The following is a 19,383-nucleotide window of genomic DNA, read 5'->3' as shown; positions in this document are numbered from 1 at the left end:
GATATGTCCGACCTGTTGCGCGCTCCCGCCGAGATCAAGTATGCCGAGGAGCTGGACTGGCTGGAGTCCGTCGACGACAACCCCAAGCCCTTCTCCTGGCGGCTGTCCCCCAAGATGGTCCGGCTGTTCATCCTGGGCTCCGAGCGCTCCGACGGCCTGGACCGGGAGATCTCGCAGAAGTGGTTCGGCGACCGCAGCTTCGTGGAGCGCTCCATCGTCACACTGGCCTCCGACCGCGGCCTGCTGCTCATCGGCGACCCCGGCACCGGCAAGAGCTGGCTGGCCGAGCTGCTGTCCGCCGCGATCAGCCGCAACTCCACCCTGGTGGTGCAGGGCACGGCCGGCACGACCGAGGACCACATCAAGTACTCCTGGAACGTCTCCATGGTCATCGCCAAGGGCCAGTCACGTGAGTCGATGATCCCCTCGCCGATCATGACCGCGATGGAGACGGGATCGATCGGCCGTTTCGAGGAGCTGACCCGCTCCACCAGCGACGTCCAGGACGCACTGATCTCGATCCTGTCCGAGAAGTACATCTCCGTGCCCGAACTGGACAGCGACGGCAGCGACAACATCGTCTTCGCCAAGCCCGGCTTCTCGGTCATCGCCACCGCCAACAGCCGGGACCGGGGCGTGAACGACCTGTCCTCCGCGCTCAAGCGCCGCTTCAACTTCGTACGCATCCCGGTGGTGACGAACAAGAAGAGCGAGGCGGAGATCGTCCGCTTCCGTACCGAGGAGCTGCTGCGCCGCCACCGGATCGAACTGGACGTGCCGCCGACGCTGCTCGACGTCCTGCTGCAGAGCTTCGCCGATCTGCGCGCCTCGGCCGCGGCGGCCGGCAGCGAGGACGAGAAGCTGGAGTCCGCGCTGTCCACCGCCGAACAGATCGGAGTGCTGGAGGACGCGATCCTGCACAGCAACTTCTTCGGCGAGAAGGCGCTGACCGCCCATGCGCTGGCCTCCTCGCTGGTCGGGTCGCTGGCCCGGCGCGATCCGGAGGACCTGGCCATCCTCAACAAGTTCCTGCACGGCGTCATCGAGCCGCGCAGCAAGGAAGAGGGCGGCTCCTGGCCGGAGTTCCTCAAGGGTGGCCGCGACGCGATCGCCACGCTGTCATGAGCGGTGCGTACGAGAAACCGGCGAGCGGTACGTACGAGGAACCAGCCGGCGGTACGGACGAGGAGCCCGTGAACGGTACGGACGAGGAGCCCGTGAACGGTACGGACGAGGAGCGCATGAGCGGTACGGACGAGGAGTGCATGAGCGCACCGCACACGGGGGGCGTCATCAGCCCCCTCGAAGGACCCGCGCACAGCCCGCACGGGGAGACCTTCCAGGCCCTGCGCACACAGTTGCGCGAGGCCGCCGCGGCGTTCGCCGGCGGGCCCGACGCCCTGGAGGACATCCTCCTCGGCCTCGTCGACGACGTCGACCGCGCGGTGCGCGAGCCACTGGAGATCTTCCCCGTCTGCCACCACTCCCCCGCCTCGGCGCTGGCGATGGCGCGCCGCCTGCGGGCCAAGCAGCCCAAGGTCGTCTACCTGGAGCTGTGCGAGGACATGGCGCCCCTGCTGACCGAGCTGCGCAACTGCCGACTGCCGGTGGCCCTCCAGTCGTTCGCGAGCGAGGTCGACGGATTCCCGGCCGAGTGGTCCCCGCTGTCGGTGGTCGCGCCGATCACCGAGGCTTCGGCCGAGTACCAGGCCATCGCCTACGCGCTGGACACGCCGGGCGTCGAACTGGTCCTCGTCGACCGTTCCTCGGACCATGTCTTCCAGTGGGACGCGCGCGGCGAGCGCACCACCGAGCCGCCCGGGCCCGCCGATCCGGACGCGCCACCCGCCGACGAAGAGACCGCGCTGCACGGCGACGCGGTCGGCGTGGAGATCGGTGATCTGCGGCCCCGCTTCGCCGAACTGGAGGAACACCTGCTGCACCACGGCAAGGTGCGGCACTGGTCGGAGTGGTGGCACCAGTACGTCGAACTGCCGCTGGGCGACAGTGACCACGACACCTACCGCCAGGTCATGTTCCTGATCGGCAGCCTTTTCAGGCGACTGGCGCCCGGTGATCCGCACCGGGTGGGCGTGGACGAGGACCGGGAGCGCTACATGTGGACCAGGATGCGTGAGCACCTGGCCGCGACCGGCACCGACCCGGCGGACTGCCTCTATGTCTGCGGGGCCTTCCACGCGGCCAGCAGGGTGCAGGAGTTCGGCGTCCACGGCGCCGGCACCTTCGAGATCGGTCCGCGCACCGCCACCAAGTGGCAGCACGGTTTGATTCCCTCCAGTCACGCGGCGATCGAGGCGCAGTTCGGCCTCGCCGCGGGCTCGGTGTCGATCGCCGCGACGCTCTGGGCGAAGAACCTCAAACGTACGCGTGAGACGCCGTACCGGCTGGCGGGTCAGGCGGGTACGAGGAAGCCGAAGGCCAAGAAGGCCGCGCCCGCGCCGCCGTCTCCCGTCCCGGCCGTCCCGACCCTCCCGCCGCCGGACAGGCTGACCGGCTTCCTGCGGCAGCCGCCCGTCCTGGACAAGCTGGACGAGGCCGAACTGCTCGGCTGGTCGGTGGAGATCGTGCGCGCCGCGCGCCGCAACGGCTACCTGGCCTCCACCGCCGACGCCATCGCGGTGTTCGAGACGTCGATCCTGCTGGCCGGGATGCGTGACCGGGCCAGGCCCACGCCGTACGACTTCCAGGACGCGGCCGTCACCTGCATCGAGAAGGACACCGTGCCCGGCCGGCGAGATGTGCGCCGCCTCGTGGAGATCATGATGGGCGGTGACCGGACCGGCCGGGTCGGCTACGACGCGCTGCCGCCCCTGGCCCGTGACGTGCACGACCGGCTCGCGCCCCTGAACCTCAGACTCCACCAGCGCGGTGTGCAGCGGGCGCTGCTGGACATCGCCGGCCGCCCGGAACTGGAACCGTGCTCCGACGTCCTGTGGATGCTGCGGTATCTGATGCCGCGGGGCGCCGCCCGCCCCGTCATGGGCGAGCGCAAGCTCGGTGAGCGGCCGATCCAGGAGTCCTGGGACCTGGCGCTGGGCACCCACGAGCGTGCGCTGATCGAGCTCGGCTACGAGGGCGTCAGCATCGAGCAGGTCCTGGAACAGCGCCTGCGCCGTACGGTGTACGGGCCGCGGGCCACCACGGCGACCGTCCTTCAGGCCGTGGAGGACGCGACGCTGTACCTGCGCAGCCGCCGCCTCGCCGACGAGCTGGGCACCCACGCCCTGGAGGTGCTCTCGGCCGAACGCGGTGCCGACGGCGCGCCGGAGGTGCTGCGCCGGACCCGGCGGCTGCTGGCGTACTACCGCACCAGCGAGCCGGTGCTGCCACCGTGGATCGAGTCCTTCGTCAAGGCCGGGTACGCCCACTACTGCACCCTGCTGCCGACGGCCTTCACCGACGAGGACGCCACCGTCCGGCAGGTCGCGGCGATGCTGGGCTTCCTGTTCAGCATGGAGGGCCTGGCACTGTCGCTGGGCTGCGACCACACCCAACTGGAACTGGCACTGGCCCAGTGCCACCCCGATGACCCGTCCAAGTCGGCGCTGCTGTGGGCGGCCCAGACCCACCTCGGGCGCCTGTCCCGTACGGCCCTGCGCGAGAGATGTGACGCCCTCCTGGCCAACCCCCTGGTGGTGCCCGCCTATCCGCGCTACCTCAGTGGCTTCCTGCATGCCCTGGAGCCCGTCCCGGCCCTGACCGACTTCGTCGTGGAAGCGGTGTCCAACGCCTTCGGGCGGCTGCCGGACCCGGTGCTGCTGCCGTGGCTGCCGACCCTGATCACGACCCTGCGATCGGAGGGCGCGGAGCTCGCCCCGCTGCTGATCCGTGAGGCCGGACGCGTCTTTCCCGGCCGGCTGGCGGCGCTGGACGAGTGGGTGCCGCCCTGGCGCGCCCAGCCGGATCCGGCACCCGTACGCCCTGTGCGGCGCGCACCGGGCAACCGCTGCGGCACGCTGCTCACCGCCCACCCCGCGACCTGCGACGCGGTGGCTACCCTGCTGGGCTGCGAGGGCACATGGGAGCAGCCGGACGCCGGGCCCCCGGGCGCCGTACTGGTCGGCCGCCACCCCGATACGGCCGTGGCCCTGGAGGCGCTGCTGACCGCCTCCTGACGACACCGTTGCGGACCGGTACGGCAAGTGATCACCGGCGGGCCGGCAGTACGCCGGCGAGGGACGCGGCAGCAACCGGCCCCACGGCGTACGTGCAGATCCGCCCACGTACGCGCACGTCCATGCGCGTACGCGCAGGCGGAAAGCCTGCCCGCACCACCGTGCGAGCAGGCTCCCGCCCGTGCACCGCGCTCACTCCGCCCGGGCCGCCGCCACCTGGAGGGGCGGGGGCTCCGGCGAGCGCACCGGGCCGCCGGAGAGAGCCTCGGTCTCCTCCACCGGATTGCCCACCGGATTGCCCACCAGCTCCCCCTCCCGCTTCTTCCCCTGCGGACCGGGCGGGCAGGCCGCCCTCTTCGCCGCACTCCTGGCGATCACCGGAGCCGCGAGCGGATGGAGGAGGAAGCCGAGGACCACGGCCGTGTTGTGCCCGAATCCCGTGTAGTCCTCGAAGAAGACGCCCGAGGCGAGGACCCCGGCCGTCAACGCGGCCATGACCAGCAGGCGCAGTGGAAGACGGCGTACGCGGTAGGTGAGCAGTCCGGCGACGCAGAGGCTGCCGTAACTGACGCCGACGTCCACCACACTGCCGAACCCGCGGTCCGCGTAGCGCTCGGTCTCCACCCGAAGCAGGGTCGTCAGCACGCCCGCGGTGATGAGCGTCGCCAGCACATGGCCGAGGAAGAACACCACGACGGTCCGGAACGTGCCGAGCCAGCGCTCGGCCGGCGCCAGGACGCAGACCGCCAGCACGGCGACCATCGGCAGGTCCGGTATCTCGATCCACAGGGCCGAACTGAACAGTGCCGAGACGGGGTGCTCGGCGAGCTGGGTCAGATTGGTGCTGTGGGCACGCAGGACCTCGGTGCCCACGTCGGAGGTCAACTCCGCGAGGGTGAGGGAGTGGAGCGTGAGGAAGACCCACAGCGCGGCGGTGGCCGGAGCGGCCAGAACCCACGCCTTGACCCGGGCCCCGGCACGCCGGATCCGGGCTTCCCCGCGCCATCCGCGCTTGACCGCGAGCACGGCCAGGAACAGCAGCAGGACGAGCGCGATCTCGGCCATGGGCCAGAGCACGGCGGCCCGGTCCGGGGCAGCCGCCGCAACGTCCTGAACGGCCCGCCCGGGCCCTGAGTGAGAGAACACCGTTTGATCATCAGCCATCGGCGATCCACATCACTCAGGGACTTCCCGGAGATTTCCCTGACGTCCCACCCGGACAGCGGGAAGGGAGGGGTGGCTACTTGTCCCAGGTGTTGCCCAGGAGCGAGCCCAAGCCGTTGTGGGACCGCTGCGCCACGACTTCGGTACCCGTCCCCGCAGCCGCGTGGTGGGCCGCCGGGGAGGAACCGGCCGCCGCTCCGTGGAACAGGCCGGACACGGCCGCCAGGGCGAACAGGACGGCTGCGGCGAAGGCCGCCACCGGCATGTTCGACGGCAACGGCCGGCCGGTCGTCAGCTCGGGTCCCCGCATGGCTGTCGTATCTCCTCACAGGTGAAGCCGGAGGGGTACGGGAGGTGGTCGGTCCCCCGTTCCCCGTGATCACCGTGCACCCTGCCGCCCAGCCGGCCGCATGTCATGGCTTTTCCCTGTCAGGTTCCTGCGGTGGCAGCAGGCTGTCATGCTCGGGCCCCAGTCCGACCAGGCTCATGAAGAGGGTGAGCGAGACCGCCGGCCGGCATGCCACCCCGCTGACGCCCTGGCCGGCGAGGAGCGGGAGCGCCCGGTCCATCACCAGGGCCGCATCGGCGTCGGCCTGCCGGCGGTCGCCCCGGGCGAGGAACAGTACGGTCCGTGCCTCGTCCTGCTCCCACTGGACGTAGATGTGCTGGACCGACGTTCCGGGGCCGGCCGCGCGCCATAAGCACGCCTTGAGCCACCCGTCTTCCACGGTCGCACGGGAAACTCCGGGCAGTTGGGCGATCACCATGTACACAGGGTTCCCGCTTTCCCGCCCCGGGCGGTTGTCGGCGCGGCCGGAGAAAACCGGTCACGAAAACGTATCCGATCACTCGAAATCCGAGCACGTATTCTGTCCTCGCGCACGTGAGTCACGACGTCGCACTCCAGGGGGCTGTGGTGTTACACCGGTTGGGGCTGAACGCGGACGCGGAGTCCGTGTACCGGGTCATGCTCAGGCGTCCACGGGCGGGCACGGCCGAAATAGCCGACGCCTTGGGCTGGCCTCCGGAGCGCGTCGCCGCGACCCTGGACGAACTGGCCCGGCTGGCCCTCGTCCGTCCCTCCATGGAGGAGCCGGACAAGGTGCGGCTGGTGAATCCCAAGGCCGGGCTGGAAACCCTCCTGTTGCGCCAGGAGCAGGAATTCCTCGAGCAGCAGCAGGCGATGACCGATGCCCGCCTCACTGTCACCAGCATGCTCGCGGAGTACGGCGCCGCCGAAGCGGAGACCGTCGACGCCCAGCGCTTCACCGGAAGAGACGCCATCGGCTCCGAGATCGAGCGGTGCGCGCACAACGCCAAGAGCGAGATCCTGGTCTTCGCACCGCGCGGTGGGCAGAGCACGAGCGCCCTCGACGCCGCGAGGCCGCTTGACCGGAGCGCCCTCTCACGCGGAGTCACCGTACGGTACGTATACCTGGACAGCCTGCGCAACGACGCGCCGACGCTCGCATATGCCCGGTGGCTGAAAGAGAACGGCGCCCAGGTGCGGGTGGTCCCGCAGCTTCCGCTCCGTATGATCATTTTCGACCGGCGCACCGCGATCGTGCCGCTGGACCCCGAGGACGGCCTCAAAGGCATCCTCGTACTGAACGGCACCGGCGCGGTCACGGCCCTGTGCGCGCTCTTCGACCAAACCTGGCGGGGCGCACGGCCGTTGGGCGAGGAGCGCACACCGCGGGCCGACGGCCTCAGCGCCCAGGACCGGGCCGTACTGGAGCTGCTGCTCGCCGGATACACCGACGAGGCCGTGGCCCGCAAGCTCGGCATCTCCGTGCGGACCGGCCGGCGCATCACGGCAGACCTCATGAACCGTCTCCGGGCGCGCAGCCGCTTCCAGGCCGGGGCGCTCGCCACGGCGTACGGTTGGCTGAATCCGGACCACATCGCGGCCGACGACGCCGGACCGTGAGGCGGCCGGGCGGCGTCGGCCGGGCGGGCGCCCCGCTTCGTCCGCCGGCACGCCTCGAAGCCGGCCGGTCCTTGCGTCCCGGACGTGCGCGGCGGGTGCCCGCCGATGAAGCCGGGCCGTTCGAGCAGCTCCTGCGCCCTGACGGGTTCCGCGCCCGCGGACCCTGGCGGTGAGGTCCACGGCCTCCCGCCCGGTCACCCGGGAGATCACCACGCCCCGAGCCCCTTGCCCTGTGTCACCTTCGCCTCGGCCGAACGGTGCGGAAGGGAAGAGCACGGGGCGTGCGGGGCGGCGGTGTCGCCGTGCCTGGGGAAGCCGCGGCTGCTGCGCGGGATGCGGCCGAGCTGGGGCGGTACGGTCCGCCGGGGCTCCAGCGAGGCGGCGAGGAGCAGGACGAGTTCGGGATACCGGTACAGCGGCTGCCCCTCGGCGTCGGTGCCGACGGCCTCCAGGAGCCGCGCGTCCGCCAGGTCCTCCAACGTCTCCTCCATCACGGCCTCGGGCCGGCCCAGCCGTTGAGCCGCCGTCGTCGCGGTGAACGGCAGTGCGCCCAGGGCGGTCAGCCGGGGCAGGAGTTCCCGGCCGGCCGGGGACAGCCACCGCAGCGACCGCAGCAGGCTCTCCCGTACGGACAGATCACCGAAGCTCAGCTCCGCGAGCCGGGTCTCACGGACCGCCAGCCGCCGGGCCAGGCGGTCCACCGACCAGTGCGGCCGGGCGGCGAGCCGGGCCCCGGCGATCCGCAGGGCGAGCGGCAGGCCCGCGCAGTAGCGCACCGTGGCGCGGGCGGCGTCGGGCTCCACGGCGATCCGGCCCGGCCCGGCGACGGCCGCCAGCAGTTCCAGCGCGTCGCCCTCGGGCAGTGGCTCCACCGGTACGGCGTGGGCCCCCGGCACGGCCAGATGGGTGCGGCTGGTGATCAGCACCGCCGAGCCTGGGCTGCTGGGCAGCAGCGGGTCCAGTTGCAGTTCGCTCGAAGCGTTGTCGAGAAGGATCAGCAGCCGCATGCCCGCGCTGCGGGTCCGGTAGTGCCGGACGAGTTCGTCGAGGTCGGCGGCGCCGCCGGGGGCGCCCGGGAACGCGCCGCCGGGACGGCGCTCCCCCGTCCCGCCGAGTGCGCGCAGCAGTTGTGCGAGCACCTCGCCCGGGTCCTTGGGACTGCCGTCCGGGCGGCTGAGATCCGCGTACAACTGTCCGTCCGGGAAGTGCCGCAGCCCGGTGTACGCGGCACGGACGGCCAGCGCGGACTTGCCCGCTCCGGCCATGCCGGTGAGCAGCAGGCGCCGTGGCCACCACAGGCCCCGGCCGACGGGCGCCTCCGGTCCGGCGGACGCGTCGGGTCCGGCGGGCGCCAGCAGCTCGCCCAGTCGCGCCAGTTCCCGGTGCCGCCCCCGGAAGTCGCCGCTGTCGGGCGGCAGCATCGCCGGCCGTTCCGTACGGTTACGGGCGTCGGCGGATATCGCCGCCCGCGCCGGCTCGGGCGGCAGTGCCGGCTCGGGCGGCAGTGCCGGGCCGCCGTGCAGGATCGACTCGAAGGCGGCGTTCAGCGTGTCACCGGGCTCGACGCCCAGCTCCTCGGCGAGCACCCGGCGCCCGGCGTGGTAGACGGCCAGCGCGTCGGCCTGCCGGTCGCAGCGGTACAGCGCCGTCATCAGTTGCGCGCGCAGCCGCTCGCGCAGCGGAGTGCTCCTGACCAGGGCGGTGAGTTCGGGCACGACGGCCTGGTGACAGCCCAGGGCGAGGTCCGCTTCGATGCGGTTCTCCAGCGCCGTGGCCCGCGCCTCCTCCAGCCCCGGTGACTGTGCCTCGGCCAGGAATTCGGTGACGTTCGCCAGTGCCGGACCACGCCACAGGTCCAGGCCCGCGCGCAGGCGCCCCCGGGCCCGCTCGTAGTCCCGCCGGCGCAGCGCGTCCTCGCCTTCCTTCGTCAGGTGCTCGAAGTCCACGATGTCGACGGAGGCCGTCCCGGCGTGCAGTGCGTACCCCGGGCGCCGCCTTTCGAGACGCACCTCGGGGCCGAGGCGCCGGCGCAGCCGGGAGACGTAGGTGTAGATCTGCGCGCTCATCGTCGCGGGCGGGTCGCAGCCCCACAGCAGCGAACTCAGTGCGGCGTCCGGGACGACCCGGCCGCGTGCCAGGACCAGCGCGGCGAGGACGGTGTGCACCTTGGCACCGGACAGTTCGACCGGGCCCTCGGTGGTGCTCGCTTCGACAGGTCCGAGCAGACGGAATTCCATGTGTTCTCCCCCGTGGCACCAACTCGTCGCACGGTGCGCCCGACCGGTCCATTTTGGACACGCGGGAGGGCGGAGTCCGTCGTGGGCGCTGTCCGCCCGTTGCCGCGGCAGCATGCTGCCAACCGGCCGTCCTCCGGTACGCAAGGTCCCCGCCCGCAGCTCGCAGCCCCGAGCCCGCACTCCGGGCCCACGGCCCGGGCCCGCAGCCCGAGCCCGCAGCCGCCGATACCCTTGCCACGTACGGCAATTCGACCCACGGGTCGGTTTCAGTCGCCGGCCACCCCGGGCTGCAACCGATCGGCGTGTGCCCGCAACCGGGCCAGGGAGACCTCCGATACGACGGACCGAAGGTGACAGGCCCACAGAATTTGCGTTCACTTCGGACACCAGGAAGAATCGGCCCTGATCTGTGCCCGGAGCCGGACTCGAACCGGCACGGCCCTAAGGCCAGCGAGGTTTAAGCTCGCCGTGTCTGCATTCCACCATCCGGGCCTGGGCTCCCCCCATGCCGCCTCGAAGAGGGCAGGACGAGCCTAGCCCGCAGTACCCGCCGAACACCGGCCCGTCATCCCGAGGTTGTCTTATTTTATTGGCAACTGAGGGGCCATCAGCGCTTGGTACGAGCCATCGGCACATGCCTGCGGCCGTGACCGGCGCCGGGGGCGGGGTGTGGCGTCGTGCCCGGATTGACGGAAAGTCGACGCCTTCGCGATGTTCCCGGGCTTCGTCCGGGCCGCGGCGGGCGACAAGGAACCGTCAAGGGAGACCACCGAAGAGGACGCCGGACGGACGCCGGGGGACGCCCGAGTGAACGTCAGGAGACCTGTCATACCCAGGGATGACAGTCGTGCGGCGGATACCCCCCGGGGCTGTCCCCAGGACGGGCACAAGGGCTGACGTCCGCCCGGCCCCACCGTCCCAGGATGAAGGAGCCGGCTGCTTCCGCCGCCGCATCCGGTCCCCCCGCCCGCCATCCGACAGGAGTCCTCTGCCGTGTCCACCCTCCACACCGGCACGTCCACCACCACCCGGCCCACCGCGGTGGCCGCGCGCGCCACGGATCTGTGCAAGGTCTACGGCCAGGGCGAGACGCAGGTGGTCGCGCTGGACCGGGTCAGCGTCGAGTTCCACCAGGCCCGGTTCACCGCGATCATGGGTCCGTCCGGCTCCGGCAAGTCGACGCTGATGCACTGCATGGCCGGCCTGGACACCGTCTCGCAGGGCTCGGCCCGTATCGGCGACATCGAGCTGACCGGTCTCAAGGACAACAAGCTGACCCAGTTGCGCCGGGACCAGATTGGTTTCATATTCCAGGCGTTCAACTTGCTGCCGACCCTCGACGCGCTGGAGAACATCACCCTGCCGATGGACATCGCGGGCCGCAGGCCCGACCGGCAGTGGCTGGACCTGGTCGTGGAGACCGTCGGGCTCTCGGGGCGGCTCAAGCACCGGCCCAGCCAGCTCTCGGGAGGCCAGCAGCAGCGGGTCGCGGTGGCCCGGGCGCTCGCCTCCAGGCCGGAGATCATCTTCGCGGACGAGCCGACCGGGAACCTCGACTCCCGGTCCGGCGCCGAGGTGCTGGGCTTCCTGCGCAACTCCGTACGGGAACTGGGCCAGACCGTGGTGATGGTGACCCACGACCCGGTGGCGGCCTCGTACGCGAACCGGGTGGTCTTCCTCGCCGACGGCCGGATCGTCGACGACATGGCCGATCCGACCGCCGACCGGGTGCTGGAGCGCCTGAAGGGCTTCGACGGCAAGGAACCGGCCAGTTGACCGGCACCGGCGGCACAGGCCGTACGGGTCGTACAGGCTGCACCGGCCGCACCTTCTGCACCGGCTGCACAAGCCGTACCGGCCGCCGCTGACGCCCCGCCGCTGACGCCCCGCGCCCCCGCCCCGGGCTCCTCAGCAGCCCCCGACAGCCCCTCCGTACTCCCCACTCCCAGGACCGACTCATGTTCCGAACCGCCTTGCGCAACGTGCTCGCGCACAAGGCCCGGCTGCTGATGACCGTACTCGCCGTCATGCTCGGCGTGGCCTTCGTCACCGGCACCCTGGTCTTCACCTCGACCGTCTCCGACGCCACCCGGATGGCCTCGCAAAGAGGTCTGCAGAGCATCGACGTGGCCATCGAGCCTGCCGCCTCCGGCCCCAAGGGCGGCAAACGGGCCACCCAGGATCCGCTGACCCAGGGCCTGCTGGAGAAGGCCGGGAAGGTGCCCGGCGCGGCCTACGCGACCGGTACCGTCTCCGGGTTCACCGCCGTCGCCGACAAGAACGGCGAGCTGGCCGGCGAGGGCTTCTCCCAGCACGGCCGCAACTACTTCCCCGGGCCCGACGGCACCGACGCCCGCTACCCGCTGAAAGCCGGGGCCGCGCCCAAGGGCGCGGGCGAGATCGCCCTGGACGCCGGCACCGCCGAGCGCGCCGGCTACCGGGTCGGGGACACCGTACGGATATCCGTCGACGGCCCGGTCCGTACCGTACGGCTGGCCGGCATCGTCACCACCGACGACGGCGCCGTCACCGCCGGCGGCACCCTCACCCTCTTCGACACCCCCACCGCGCAGAAGCAGTTCGCCGCCCCCGGCCGGTTCGAGGAGATCGACGTCAAGGCCGCGCCCGGCACCTCCCAGACCGAGCTGAAGGCCGCGGTCGACCAGGTCCTGCCCAAGGGCGTCGCCAAGACCACCACCGCCCGCCAGATCGCCGAGAAGCAGGCGGAGGCAGCCGACAGAGGCACCAGCAGCCTGCGCGACGGAATGCTGGGCTTCGCCGCCATCTCGCTGTTCGTCGGCATCTTCATCATCGCCAACACCTTCACCATGCTGGTCGCCCAGCGCACCAAGGAGCTGGCGCTGCTGCGGGCGGTCGGCGCCAGTCGCCGCCAGGTCACCCGCTCCGTCCTGCTGGAGGCGACCGTCGTCGGCGCGGCGGCGGGCGTCACCGGTCTGGTGGCGGGCGTGGGGGTCGGCGCCGGGCTGCACGCACTGGCCGGTTCCCTCGGCCACATCCCCGACGGGCCGCTGGTCCTCGCACCGGCCACCGTCCTGACCGGCCTGCTGGTCGGCGTCCTGGTCACCGTCCTGGCCGCCTGGCTGCCCAGCCGCCGCGCCGCGAAGATCCCGCCGGTCGCCGCGATGAGCAGCGTGCACGCCGCCGCCACCACCAAGTCGCTGGTGCTGCGCAACAGCATCGGCGCGGCCCTCGCCGGTGCGGGCGCCGCCGGAGCGGTGGTCGCCTCCGGTATGGGGGATGCGGGCCGGGCGGTCATGTGCCTGGCCGGGGCCCTGCTGGTGACCGGCGTCTTCGTCCTGACGCCGCTGCTGTCCCGCCCGCTGATCGCCGCCGCCGCTCCGGTGCTGCGCGCCTTCGGCGTCGCGGGCAAGCTCGCCCGGCAGAACGCGGTGCGCAATCCGCGCCGTACCGCCTCCACCGCCTCGGCGCTGATGATCGGGCTCACCCTGATCACCGGCCTGACCGTGGTCGGCAGCAGCGTCCAGCGGAGCCTGGACGAGGCGGCGACCGGCTCCCTCAAGGCCGACTACGTCGTCGCCATGACCGGCCAGCCGTCCCTCTCCCCCAGCGTCGAACGCACCCTGGCGGCCGATCCGCACGTCTCCGCCACCAGCCCGATGCGCCCCACCACCGCCCGCGTCGCCGGTCAGGAGACGCTGGTCACCGGCGTCAGCGGCGCGGAGTTCGGCCAGTTGGCCGGCCCGGCGTTCACGGAGGGCTCGGCGGCCGGACTCGGTACGCCCGGCGCGCACCGGGCGCTGGTCGCCCAGGACACCGCCCGGCGCCACGGCTGGAAGACCGGCTCGGCCATGGCGCTGACGTACGAGGACGGGCGGCGCGGCACGCTGACCGTGGCGGGCGTCTTCGAGGGCACCCAGATGCTGAACGGCATCATCGTGGACACGTCCGTACTGGCCCCGCACCAAAAGTCCGTCGGCGACCGGCAGGTGCTGGTCAAGACCAAGGACGGCGCGTCCAAAGCCGTACGGGACTCCCTGCGCAAGGCCCTCGGTTCGAACCCGGCCATCGCCGTCAAGGACAAGAAGGACCTGTCCGCCGAGGTGTCCGACTCCGTCAACCTGCTGCTGAACATGCTCTACGGGCTGCTCGCCATGGCCGTGGTCGTCGCGGTGCTGGGCGTGGTCAACACCCTGGCCATGTCGGTCTTCGAGCGTGCACAGGAGATCGGCATGCTGCGGGCCATCGGCCTGGACCAGGCCGGCATCAAGCGTATGGTGCGCCTGGAGTCGCTGGTGATCGCGCTGTTCGGCGGGGTGCTCGGCGTCAGCCTGGGCGTCTTCTTCGGCTGGGCGGCCGGCGGGCTGATCGACGACTACCTCCCGACGTACGAGCTGGTGCTGCCGTGGGGCCGGCTCGGGATCTTCCTGGGGGTGTCGGCGGTGGTGGGCGTGCTCGCCGCGCTGTGGCCGGCCCGCCGGGCGACGAGGACGAACATGCTGGCGGCCATCAAGGCCGAGTAGCCGGGCGGCGGCGGGCGGGGCCGGGCGGGCCCTGACCAGACCTGATCAGACCTGGCCGTCCTGGCTGTCCTGGCCGCGGAGTCCGCCCCTCCCGCCGGTGGAAGCACAGCAGGGACCCGGGGCGCGACGGCGGTTTCCAACCGTCCTCGCGCCCCGGGGCCCCGGGGCGTTCCGCGTCGCCGGACCCGGGCCGCTCAGCCCTGCCAGGCGCGGGCCCGCAGCGGCATCCCGGACTCCCCGGACCCTGGCGTACGGACGGCGAGCACCTGGTTGACGCCGATCCGGTTGCGCTCGAAGGACAGCGCCGAGGCCGCCATGTACAGCCGCCACACCCGGGCCCGGCCCGGCGAGGTCAGCCGGACGGCCCGCGTCCAGTTGTCCTCCAGGTTGGCGACCCAGCGGCGCAGCGTCAGGGCGTAGTGCTCGCGGATCGCCTCCACGTCGCGCACCTCGAAGCCGGCGTCCTCCAACTGCCCGACGGTACGGCCCACGGGCGCCAGCTCCCCGTCGGGGAAGACGTACCGGTCGATGAACTGGTCGACGTGGTAGGCGTCCTCGTCCTCCAGCGGGCGGCGGGCGATCTGGTGGTTGAGCAGCCGCCCGCCGGGCTTGAGCAGGGCGTACAGGTCGGCCGCGTACTCGGCGTAGCGCTCCCGGCCGACGTGCTCGGCCATGCCGATGGAGGAGATGGCGTCGAACGGCCCGTCGTGGACCTCGCGGTAGTCCTGGACCCTGATCTCGATGCGGTCCGCGAGCCCGGCCTCGGCGACACGCTTGCGGGCGTAGGCGGCCTGCTCCTGGGAGAGGGTGATGCCCACCGCCCGTACGCCGTACTCACGCGCGGCGTGCAGCACCATCGAGCCCCAGCCGCAGCCCACGTCCAGCAGCCGCATGCCCTCTTTGAGACCGAGCTTGCGGCAGACGAGGTCGAGCTTGTCGCGCTGGGCGTCTTCCAGGGTGGCCCCGGGGCTCTCCCAGTACGCGCACGAGTAGACCATCGAGGGGCCGAGCACCAGCTCGTAGAAGTCGTTGCCGACGTCGTAGTGGTGGCTGATGGCTTCCTTGTCGCGGCGCAGGGTGTGCAGCGGTCCGCGGCGCCTGCGGTTCTCCTCGGCCGGCGGCGCGGGCGGCAGCGGGGGCCCGGCCAGGGACAGCAACTGGCGGGCGGCGGCGCGGATTTCGGGACGGGCGGCGGTACGGGCCGCGGAGCGCAGGGCGGCGATCCGGCCGGGCCTGGCGGAGCCCGTACCGCGTTCCCAGACCAGCTCCGCGAGCAGGTCGAGGGCCTGGTAGAGGTCGCCCTCGATGTCGAGGTCACCGGCGACCCAGGCGCGGGCCAGCCCCAGTTCGCCCGGTTTGAACAGGAGCCTGCGCAGCGCCCGCCGGTTGCGGATGACCAAGGTGGGCGCCCCCGGCGGACCGGACTCGCTGTGGTCCCAGGCGCGGATTCGGACCGGGAGCGGGGCTCCCAGCACCTCCTCGGCGAGCTTGGTGAGCCGTCCAGCGGCGTCGGCCATGTCGCACACCTCCGTGTTGACGCGTGGGGCGAAGAAGTTTCACCCGCCACGTAAACGTCAAATAGGCGCCCGGGTAGTCCCGTTAGCTCGTCAGAGAACAGCAAACGTCAAAACGTCGCCCGCTCGCCACCGAGAACACGCCGAAGGGGCGTCTGCCCCACGGATGGCAGACGCCCCTTGGCGTCGAGGTGTACGGCGTGCCCGGTAGCACCGGCCGCGGGCGGTGACCGGCCGTCAGCGTCGGCCGGTCCGCCCGGGGGCCGGTGCCCGGAGACCGGGCCTCGGGGTCCCGAGGTCCAAAGTCCCGGAGCCGCGGCCCGAGGTCAGGAAGCCTTGGCCTTGGCCTTCGCCTTGTCGTCGGCTCCGTCGCCCGCTTCGGCCTTGGCGGCCGGGGCCGGGGCCGGCTTGGCGGCCTCGTAGAACTCCTCGCGGGGGTTCTCCATGGCGCGCAGCGAGGTGATCTCGCGCTTGAGGAACATCCCCAGCGTCCAGTCGGCCAGGACCCGGATCTTGCGGTTGAAGGTCGGCATGGCCATGCCGTGGTAGCCACGGTGCATGTACCAGGCGAGGCGGCCCTTGAGCTTGATCTTCATCTTGCCCATGACGATCATGGCGACGCCCTTGTGGACGCCCAGGCCCGCCACGGCGCCCTTGTTGGCGTGGCTGTACTCCTTCTGCGGGAAGCCCCGCATACCGGAGATCACGTTGTCGCCGAGCACCTTGGCCTGGCGCAGCGCGTGCTGGGCGTTCGGCGGGCACCAGGCGTTCTCGTTGCCCGCCTTGCGGCCGACCAGGTCCGGGACCTGGGCGTTGTCGCCCGCGGCCCAGATGTAGTCGGTGCCCTGCACCTGGAGGGTGGCGGCGGTGTCCACGTGACCGCGCGGACCCAGCGGCAGACCGAAGCGGGACAGCACCGGGTTCGGCTTGACGCCGGCGGTCCACACGATGGTGTTGGCGTCGACCTCCAGGCCGTCACCGTCACCGCCGCTCAGCACCACGTGGCCGTCGACGCAGGACTTCATGCTGGTCTTGAGGTAGACCTCGACGCCACGGCTCGCGAGGTGCTCCTTGCCGTACGCGCCGAGCTTCGGGCCGACCTCGGGGAGGATCTTGTCGGCCACGTCGACCAGCAGGAAGCGCATGTCTTCGCGCTTGACGTTGTTGTAGTACTTGGCCGCGTCGCGGACCATGTCCTCGACCTCGCCGATCGTCTCGGCGCCCGCGAAGCCACCGCCCACGAAGACGAAGGTCAGCGCCTTGCGCCGGATCTCTTCATCGGTGGTCGAGTCGGCCTTGTCCAACTGCTCCAGGACGTGGTTGCGCAGGCCGATGGCCTCCTCCACACCCTTCATGCCGATGCCGTTCTCGGCCAGGCCGGGGATCGGGAAGGTACGGGAGACCGCGCCCATCGCGATGACCAGGTAGTCGAAGGGCAGCTCGTACGCCTCGCCGACCATCGGGGCGACCGTGGCGACCTTGCGGTCCTGGTCGATGGAGGTGACGCGACCGGTGAGGACCTCCGCCTTGGGGAGCACACGCCGAAGCGGCACCACCACATGGCGGGGAGAGATGCTGCCGGCCGCAGCTTCAGGGAGGAAGGGCTGGTACGTCATGTACGAGCGCGGGTCGACAACCGTAACGGTCGCCTCGCCGTACCGCATCTTCTTGAGGATGCGGCGTGCCGCGTACAGTCCTACGTACCCACCGCCTACAACGAGGATCCTGGGACGCTCCGTGGTGCTCATGCAATCGAGTATCCACCCCCACTTGGGGGGTCCCTCGTGAGCCCCTTCACAAGACGAGCAGGGGCATCTGTTACACTCCGCGCCCCCGTGATCGACGTCATAGCCCCCACTGGGAACCACCGTGGGACGCACGGCTTTGCACACCACCACTGATCAGGGATTGTGCGCGTGTGCACGAGTGAACCACACCCCACGTAAGAACCAGTTCAACACACACCCATCCCCGCCCCCCGGGACTTAGGGCCCCTCCCCGATGGCCCTAGTCCCCCGGACGGAGGTCCCGTGGCCCGCTTTGTCCCCCCTTCGGCCGTCTTTTTCATGTGAAGGATTTCACGAACTTTCCCCCCGCCCCGGCCCGAAGGCCCCCACCCAAACCCGAAAACACCCCCAAGAGCCCCTTGCGGCAACGCCCGACGACCACCACACGGCCGACCGCACTCCCGCCGACAACCACCGCCTCCGCCCGTCGCCACCCCCATCGCAGAACTTCTGACCGCCTCGTACGACCGTCCTGCGTACGCTGCGACCATGACCGAACGCGCCGCACCCTTCGCCGATCCCGACCCACTGGAGCAGGCGTCCGACGAGCTTCTCGCCCGTCAGGCAGCAGCGGTCCTGGCCGACGGCGGCCCGACCGTGACCATGGCCGAGCTGCTGGCGGACTTGTTCCCCGGCCGAGGGGAAGGCGACGAGCGCGCCGACTGCCTGGGCTGAGAGGCATATCTGAGCGAGCGGAACCGGTTGACCGGCATCGTCATGCTGCCGGCGTGCCCCGACCTCAGTCTTTCAGCGCCGCCACCTCTCGTACCCGACTCGCGAGTTTCCGCACCGGCCGGGCCGTCGCGTGCCGCCGAAGCTGGGTGACCATCGTCGCGAAGTGATCGTCGCCCCGGGCCGACGAGACGTGTTCGTAGTCGTCCAGGAACCGGCCCCAGGAGTCGCAGGACGCGTCGAGATGCCCGTACGCGTACTGCCGCTGCGCCAGCAGCGCGTACGAGTGGACGCGCCCCTGCCGTTCCACCTTCGGCTGCACCTTGATGGACTGCTGCAGCGCCTTGATGCTGCCCGGCAGGTCACGTTCCTCATGCAGAACATGGGAGACGTGGAACAGCCACGCCGTCCGGTCGTAGCCGCCGATCGCGTCGCGCCGGTTGTCCGCTTTGGACAGGGCGGCCTCGGCCTCCCGCAGACGGGTGTGCGCCAGGTGCCGGTCGCCGACCATGCCGGCCGCGTGTGCCTGCTGCCCCCGCAGGAAGGCCACCAGCCGCGGCCCGGCGGCCGGCGCCGCCGCGGCGGCCGAGTCAGCAAGATCCAATGCCTTCTGCCCGTATCCCAGATTGGCTGCCTGGAGGCTCATACCGCGCAGTGTCCGGCAATAGGTCACGTGATCCTGTGCCTCATTCGCCAGCCGCAGCGCCTTGACGTAATAGGTCTGGCCGAGGCCATGGGCCTTCTCGTACATGGCCATCCATCCCGTCAGATACGTGAGGTCGGACGCGGCGGCGAGCATGTCGAGGCGTACTTGTTCGCTCGCGCGTGCGCGTAGCCATGGCCCCACGGTGTTGACGAGGAACGCGGCGGCCATGGGGCGCGCGTGCCCCGCGCCCAGCTCGTCGAGGATGTCGGCGATCCGCTCCGTCATGGTGCGCACCGCCTGCACCTGCGAGGCGCCGATGCGGACCGTCTGCTTTCCGGGGCTCACCGGCTGATCCGCGGCATGAGCGGGGATCGAGAAGCCGGGAACGGCGAGAGCTGCCGAGAACACGCCCGCGGTGAGCACCCCACGCCGGGACGGGTCCATGTCCGCCCGCCCGAGGTCCACCAGTTCCTCGATGGTGCCGGCCGGACCACGCCCCAAGACGGACGGAACGGCTGTCAGTCCCGCTTCGGCGTGGGTGACGGGGCGGCCGAGCTGCGCGGACAGTGCCTCGACGATCAGTGCTCTGACCTCGGGTTTGGGACGCGCACCGGCGATCCGGTGCGAAACGCTGGACTGGCTGTAGTGGAGGTCCAGTCCCGCCCGCGCGCCGAGTCGGTTCACGCGCTGCGCGAGCTGCGTCCGCGTCAACTTCGCCTGATGAAGCAGCCCCGCCAGAGCCGGGTTGGGTGTGCGCTTCCTCGTGGCCATGCCTCATCTCCCGACGGCGTTCAT

Annotated in this window: 12 protein-coding genes, 1 tRNA gene and 1 pseudogene; 6 read left to right on the top strand and 8 right to left on the bottom strand. The window is 71.3% G+C overall.

What is annotated here, in order from left to right:
- Window positions 1–3: 3 nt before the first annotated feature.
- Together KGS77_RS21450 and KGS77_RS21445 are read left to right on the top strand one after the other, a co-directional pair.
- Window positions 4–1,125, top strand: a complete 1,122-nt coding sequence (locus tag KGS77_RS21450) for an AAA family ATPase (protein WP_242584301.1) — start codon at window positions 4–6, stop codon at window positions 1,123–1,125.
- Window positions 1,122–4,136 carry a DUF5682 family protein gene (locus tag KGS77_RS21445; RefSeq protein WP_242584299.1) on the top strand — a complete coding sequence of 1,005 codons (3,015 nt, stop codon included), beginning with the start codon at window positions 1,122–1,124 and terminating at the stop codon, window positions 4,134–4,136. The genes KGS77_RS21450 and KGS77_RS21445 overlap by 4 nt, the downstream gene beginning before the upstream one ends.
- A 192-nt stretch (window positions 4,137–4,328) precedes the next feature.
- Here the strand turns inward: KGS77_RS21445 and KGS77_RS21440 are convergent, their stop codons facing one another.
- From KGS77_RS21440 to KGS77_RS21430, 3 genes are all read right to left on the bottom strand, one after another.
- Window positions 4,329–5,201 carry a rhomboid-like protein gene (locus KGS77_RS21440; RefSeq protein WP_242584297.1) on the bottom strand — a complete coding sequence of 291 codons (873 nt, stop codon included), beginning with the start codon at window positions 5,199–5,201 and terminating at the stop codon, window positions 4,329–4,331.
- Window positions 5,202–5,376: 175 nt separating this feature from the next.
- Window positions 5,377–5,610 carry a hypothetical protein gene (locus KGS77_RS21435; RefSeq protein WP_242584295.1) on the bottom strand — a complete coding sequence of 78 codons (234 nt, stop codon included), beginning with the start codon at window positions 5,608–5,610 and terminating at the stop codon, window positions 5,377–5,379.
- 103 nt (window positions 5,611–5,713) lie between these two features.
- Complete coding sequence (locus KGS77_RS21430) at window positions 5,714–6,067, bottom strand: hypothetical protein (RefSeq protein ID WP_242584293.1); 354 nt, start codon at window positions 6,065–6,067, stop codon at window positions 5,714–5,716.
- A 149-nt stretch (window positions 6,068–6,216) separates the two neighbouring features.
- Here KGS77_RS21430 and KGS77_RS21425 point away from each other — a divergent pair, with 149 nt between their 5' ends.
- Window positions 6,217–7,230, top strand: coding sequence for a LuxR C-terminal-related transcriptional regulator (locus KGS77_RS21425; protein WP_242584290.1), 1,014 nt, complete (start codon window positions 6,217–6,219; stop codon window positions 7,228–7,230).
- Between the two features lie 206 nt (window positions 7,231–7,436).
- Here the strand turns inward: KGS77_RS21425 and KGS77_RS21420 are convergent, their stop codons facing one another.
- Complete coding sequence (locus tag KGS77_RS21420) at window positions 7,437–9,467, bottom strand: AfsR/SARP family transcriptional regulator (RefSeq protein ID WP_242584288.1); 2,031 nt, start codon at window positions 9,465–9,467, stop codon at window positions 7,437–7,439.
- 410 nt (window positions 9,468–9,877) lie between these two features.
- Window positions 9,878–9,959: transfer RNA gene (locus KGS77_RS21415), tRNA-Leu, on the bottom strand.
- A 501-nt stretch (window positions 9,960–10,460) separates the two neighbouring features.
- Between KGS77_RS21415 and KGS77_RS21410 the strand changes: the two genes are divergently transcribed.
- Together KGS77_RS21410 and KGS77_RS21405 are read left to right on the top strand one after the other, a co-directional pair.
- Window positions 10,461–11,243: an ABC transporter ATP-binding protein gene (locus KGS77_RS21410; protein ID WP_242584286.1), complete on the top strand. Its 783-nt coding sequence runs from the start codon at window positions 10,461–10,463 to the stop codon at window positions 11,241–11,243.
- A 182-nt stretch (window positions 11,244–11,425) separates the two neighbouring features.
- A complete protein-coding gene (locus tag KGS77_RS21405; protein WP_242584284.1) occupies window positions 11,426–13,969 on the top strand; it encodes an ABC transporter permease in 2,544 nt (847 codons plus the stop codon).
- Window positions 13,970–14,163: 194 nt separating this feature from the next.
- Here KGS77_RS21405 and KGS77_RS21400 read toward each other — a convergent pair whose 3' ends face one another.
- Complete coding sequence (locus KGS77_RS21400) at window positions 14,164–15,486, bottom strand: cyclopropane-fatty-acyl-phospholipid synthase family protein (RefSeq protein WP_242584282.1); 1,323 nt, start codon at window positions 15,484–15,486, stop codon at window positions 14,164–14,166.
- Window positions 15,487–15,809: 323 nt separating this feature from the next.
- Window positions 15,810–17,231, bottom strand: coding sequence for an NAD(P)/FAD-dependent oxidoreductase (locus KGS77_RS21395; RefSeq protein WP_242584280.1), 1,422 nt, complete (start codon window positions 17,229–17,231; stop codon window positions 15,810–15,812).
- Window positions 17,232–17,777: 546 nt separating this feature from the next.
- Between KGS77_RS21395 and KGS77_RS21390 the strand changes: the two are divergent.
- Window positions 17,778–17,945 (top strand): annotated as a pseudogene (locus tag KGS77_RS21390) (prevent-host-death protein); the annotation flags it as partial.
- 64 nt (window positions 17,946–18,009) lie between these two features.
- On the opposite strand, the gene KGS77_RS21385 reads toward KGS77_RS21390, so the two are convergent.
- Window positions 18,010–19,359: a hypothetical protein gene (locus KGS77_RS21385; protein ID WP_242584278.1), complete on the bottom strand. Its 1,350-nt coding sequence runs from the start codon at window positions 19,357–19,359 to the stop codon at window positions 18,010–18,012.
- Between the last annotated feature and the right edge of the window lie 24 nt (window positions 19,360–19,383).

Origin of the sequence: Streptomyces sp. MST-110588 (assembly GCF_022695595.1) — a bacterium.
Classification (GTDB): domain Bacteria; phylum Actinomycetota; class Actinomycetes; order Streptomycetales; family Streptomycetaceae; genus Streptomyces.
The sequence above is the reverse complement of the archived record's forward strand: the minus strand, read 5'-3'. Positions and strand labels throughout refer to the sequence as shown.

What these genes read in the sequence shown, in the direction of transcription:
- KGS77_RS21450 (WP_242584301.1), top strand. Translation starts at nt 4, where the DNA reads ATGTCCGACCTGTTGCGCGCTCCCGCCGAGATCAAGTATGCCGAGGAG.
- KGS77_RS21385 (WP_242584278.1), bottom strand. Translation starts at nt 19,359, where the DNA reads ATGGCCACGAGGAAGCGCACACCCAACCCGGCTCTGGCGGGGCTGCTT.
- KGS77_RS21395 (WP_242584280.1), bottom strand. Translation starts at nt 17,231, where the DNA reads ATGAGCACCACGGAGCGTCCCAGGATCCTCGTTGTAGGCGGTGGGTAC.
- KGS77_RS21430 (WP_242584293.1), bottom strand. Translation starts at nt 6,067, where the DNA reads ATGGTGATCGCCCAACTGCCCGGAGTTTCCCGTGCGACCGTGGAAGAC.
- KGS77_RS21435 (WP_242584295.1), bottom strand. Translation starts at nt 5,610, where the DNA reads ATGCGGGGACCCGAGCTGACGACCGGCCGGCCGTTGCCGTCGAACATG.
- KGS77_RS21445 (WP_242584299.1), top strand. Translation starts at nt 1,122, where the DNA reads ATGAGCGGTGCGTACGAGAAACCGGCGAGCGGTACGTACGAGGAACCA.
- KGS77_RS21440 (WP_242584297.1), bottom strand. Translation starts at nt 5,201, where the DNA reads ATGGCCGAGATCGCGCTCGTCCTGCTGCTGTTCCTGGCCGTGCTCGCG.
- KGS77_RS21405 (WP_242584284.1), top strand. Translation starts at nt 11,426, where the DNA reads ATGTTCCGAACCGCCTTGCGCAACGTGCTCGCGCACAAGGCCCGGCTG.
- KGS77_RS21420 (WP_242584288.1), bottom strand. Translation starts at nt 9,467, where the DNA reads ATGGAATTCCGTCTGCTCGGACCTGTCGAAGCGAGCACCACCGAGGGC.
- KGS77_RS21400 (WP_242584282.1), bottom strand. Translation starts at nt 15,486, where the DNA reads ATGGCCGACGCCGCTGGACGGCTCACCAAGCTCGCCGAGGAGGTGCTG.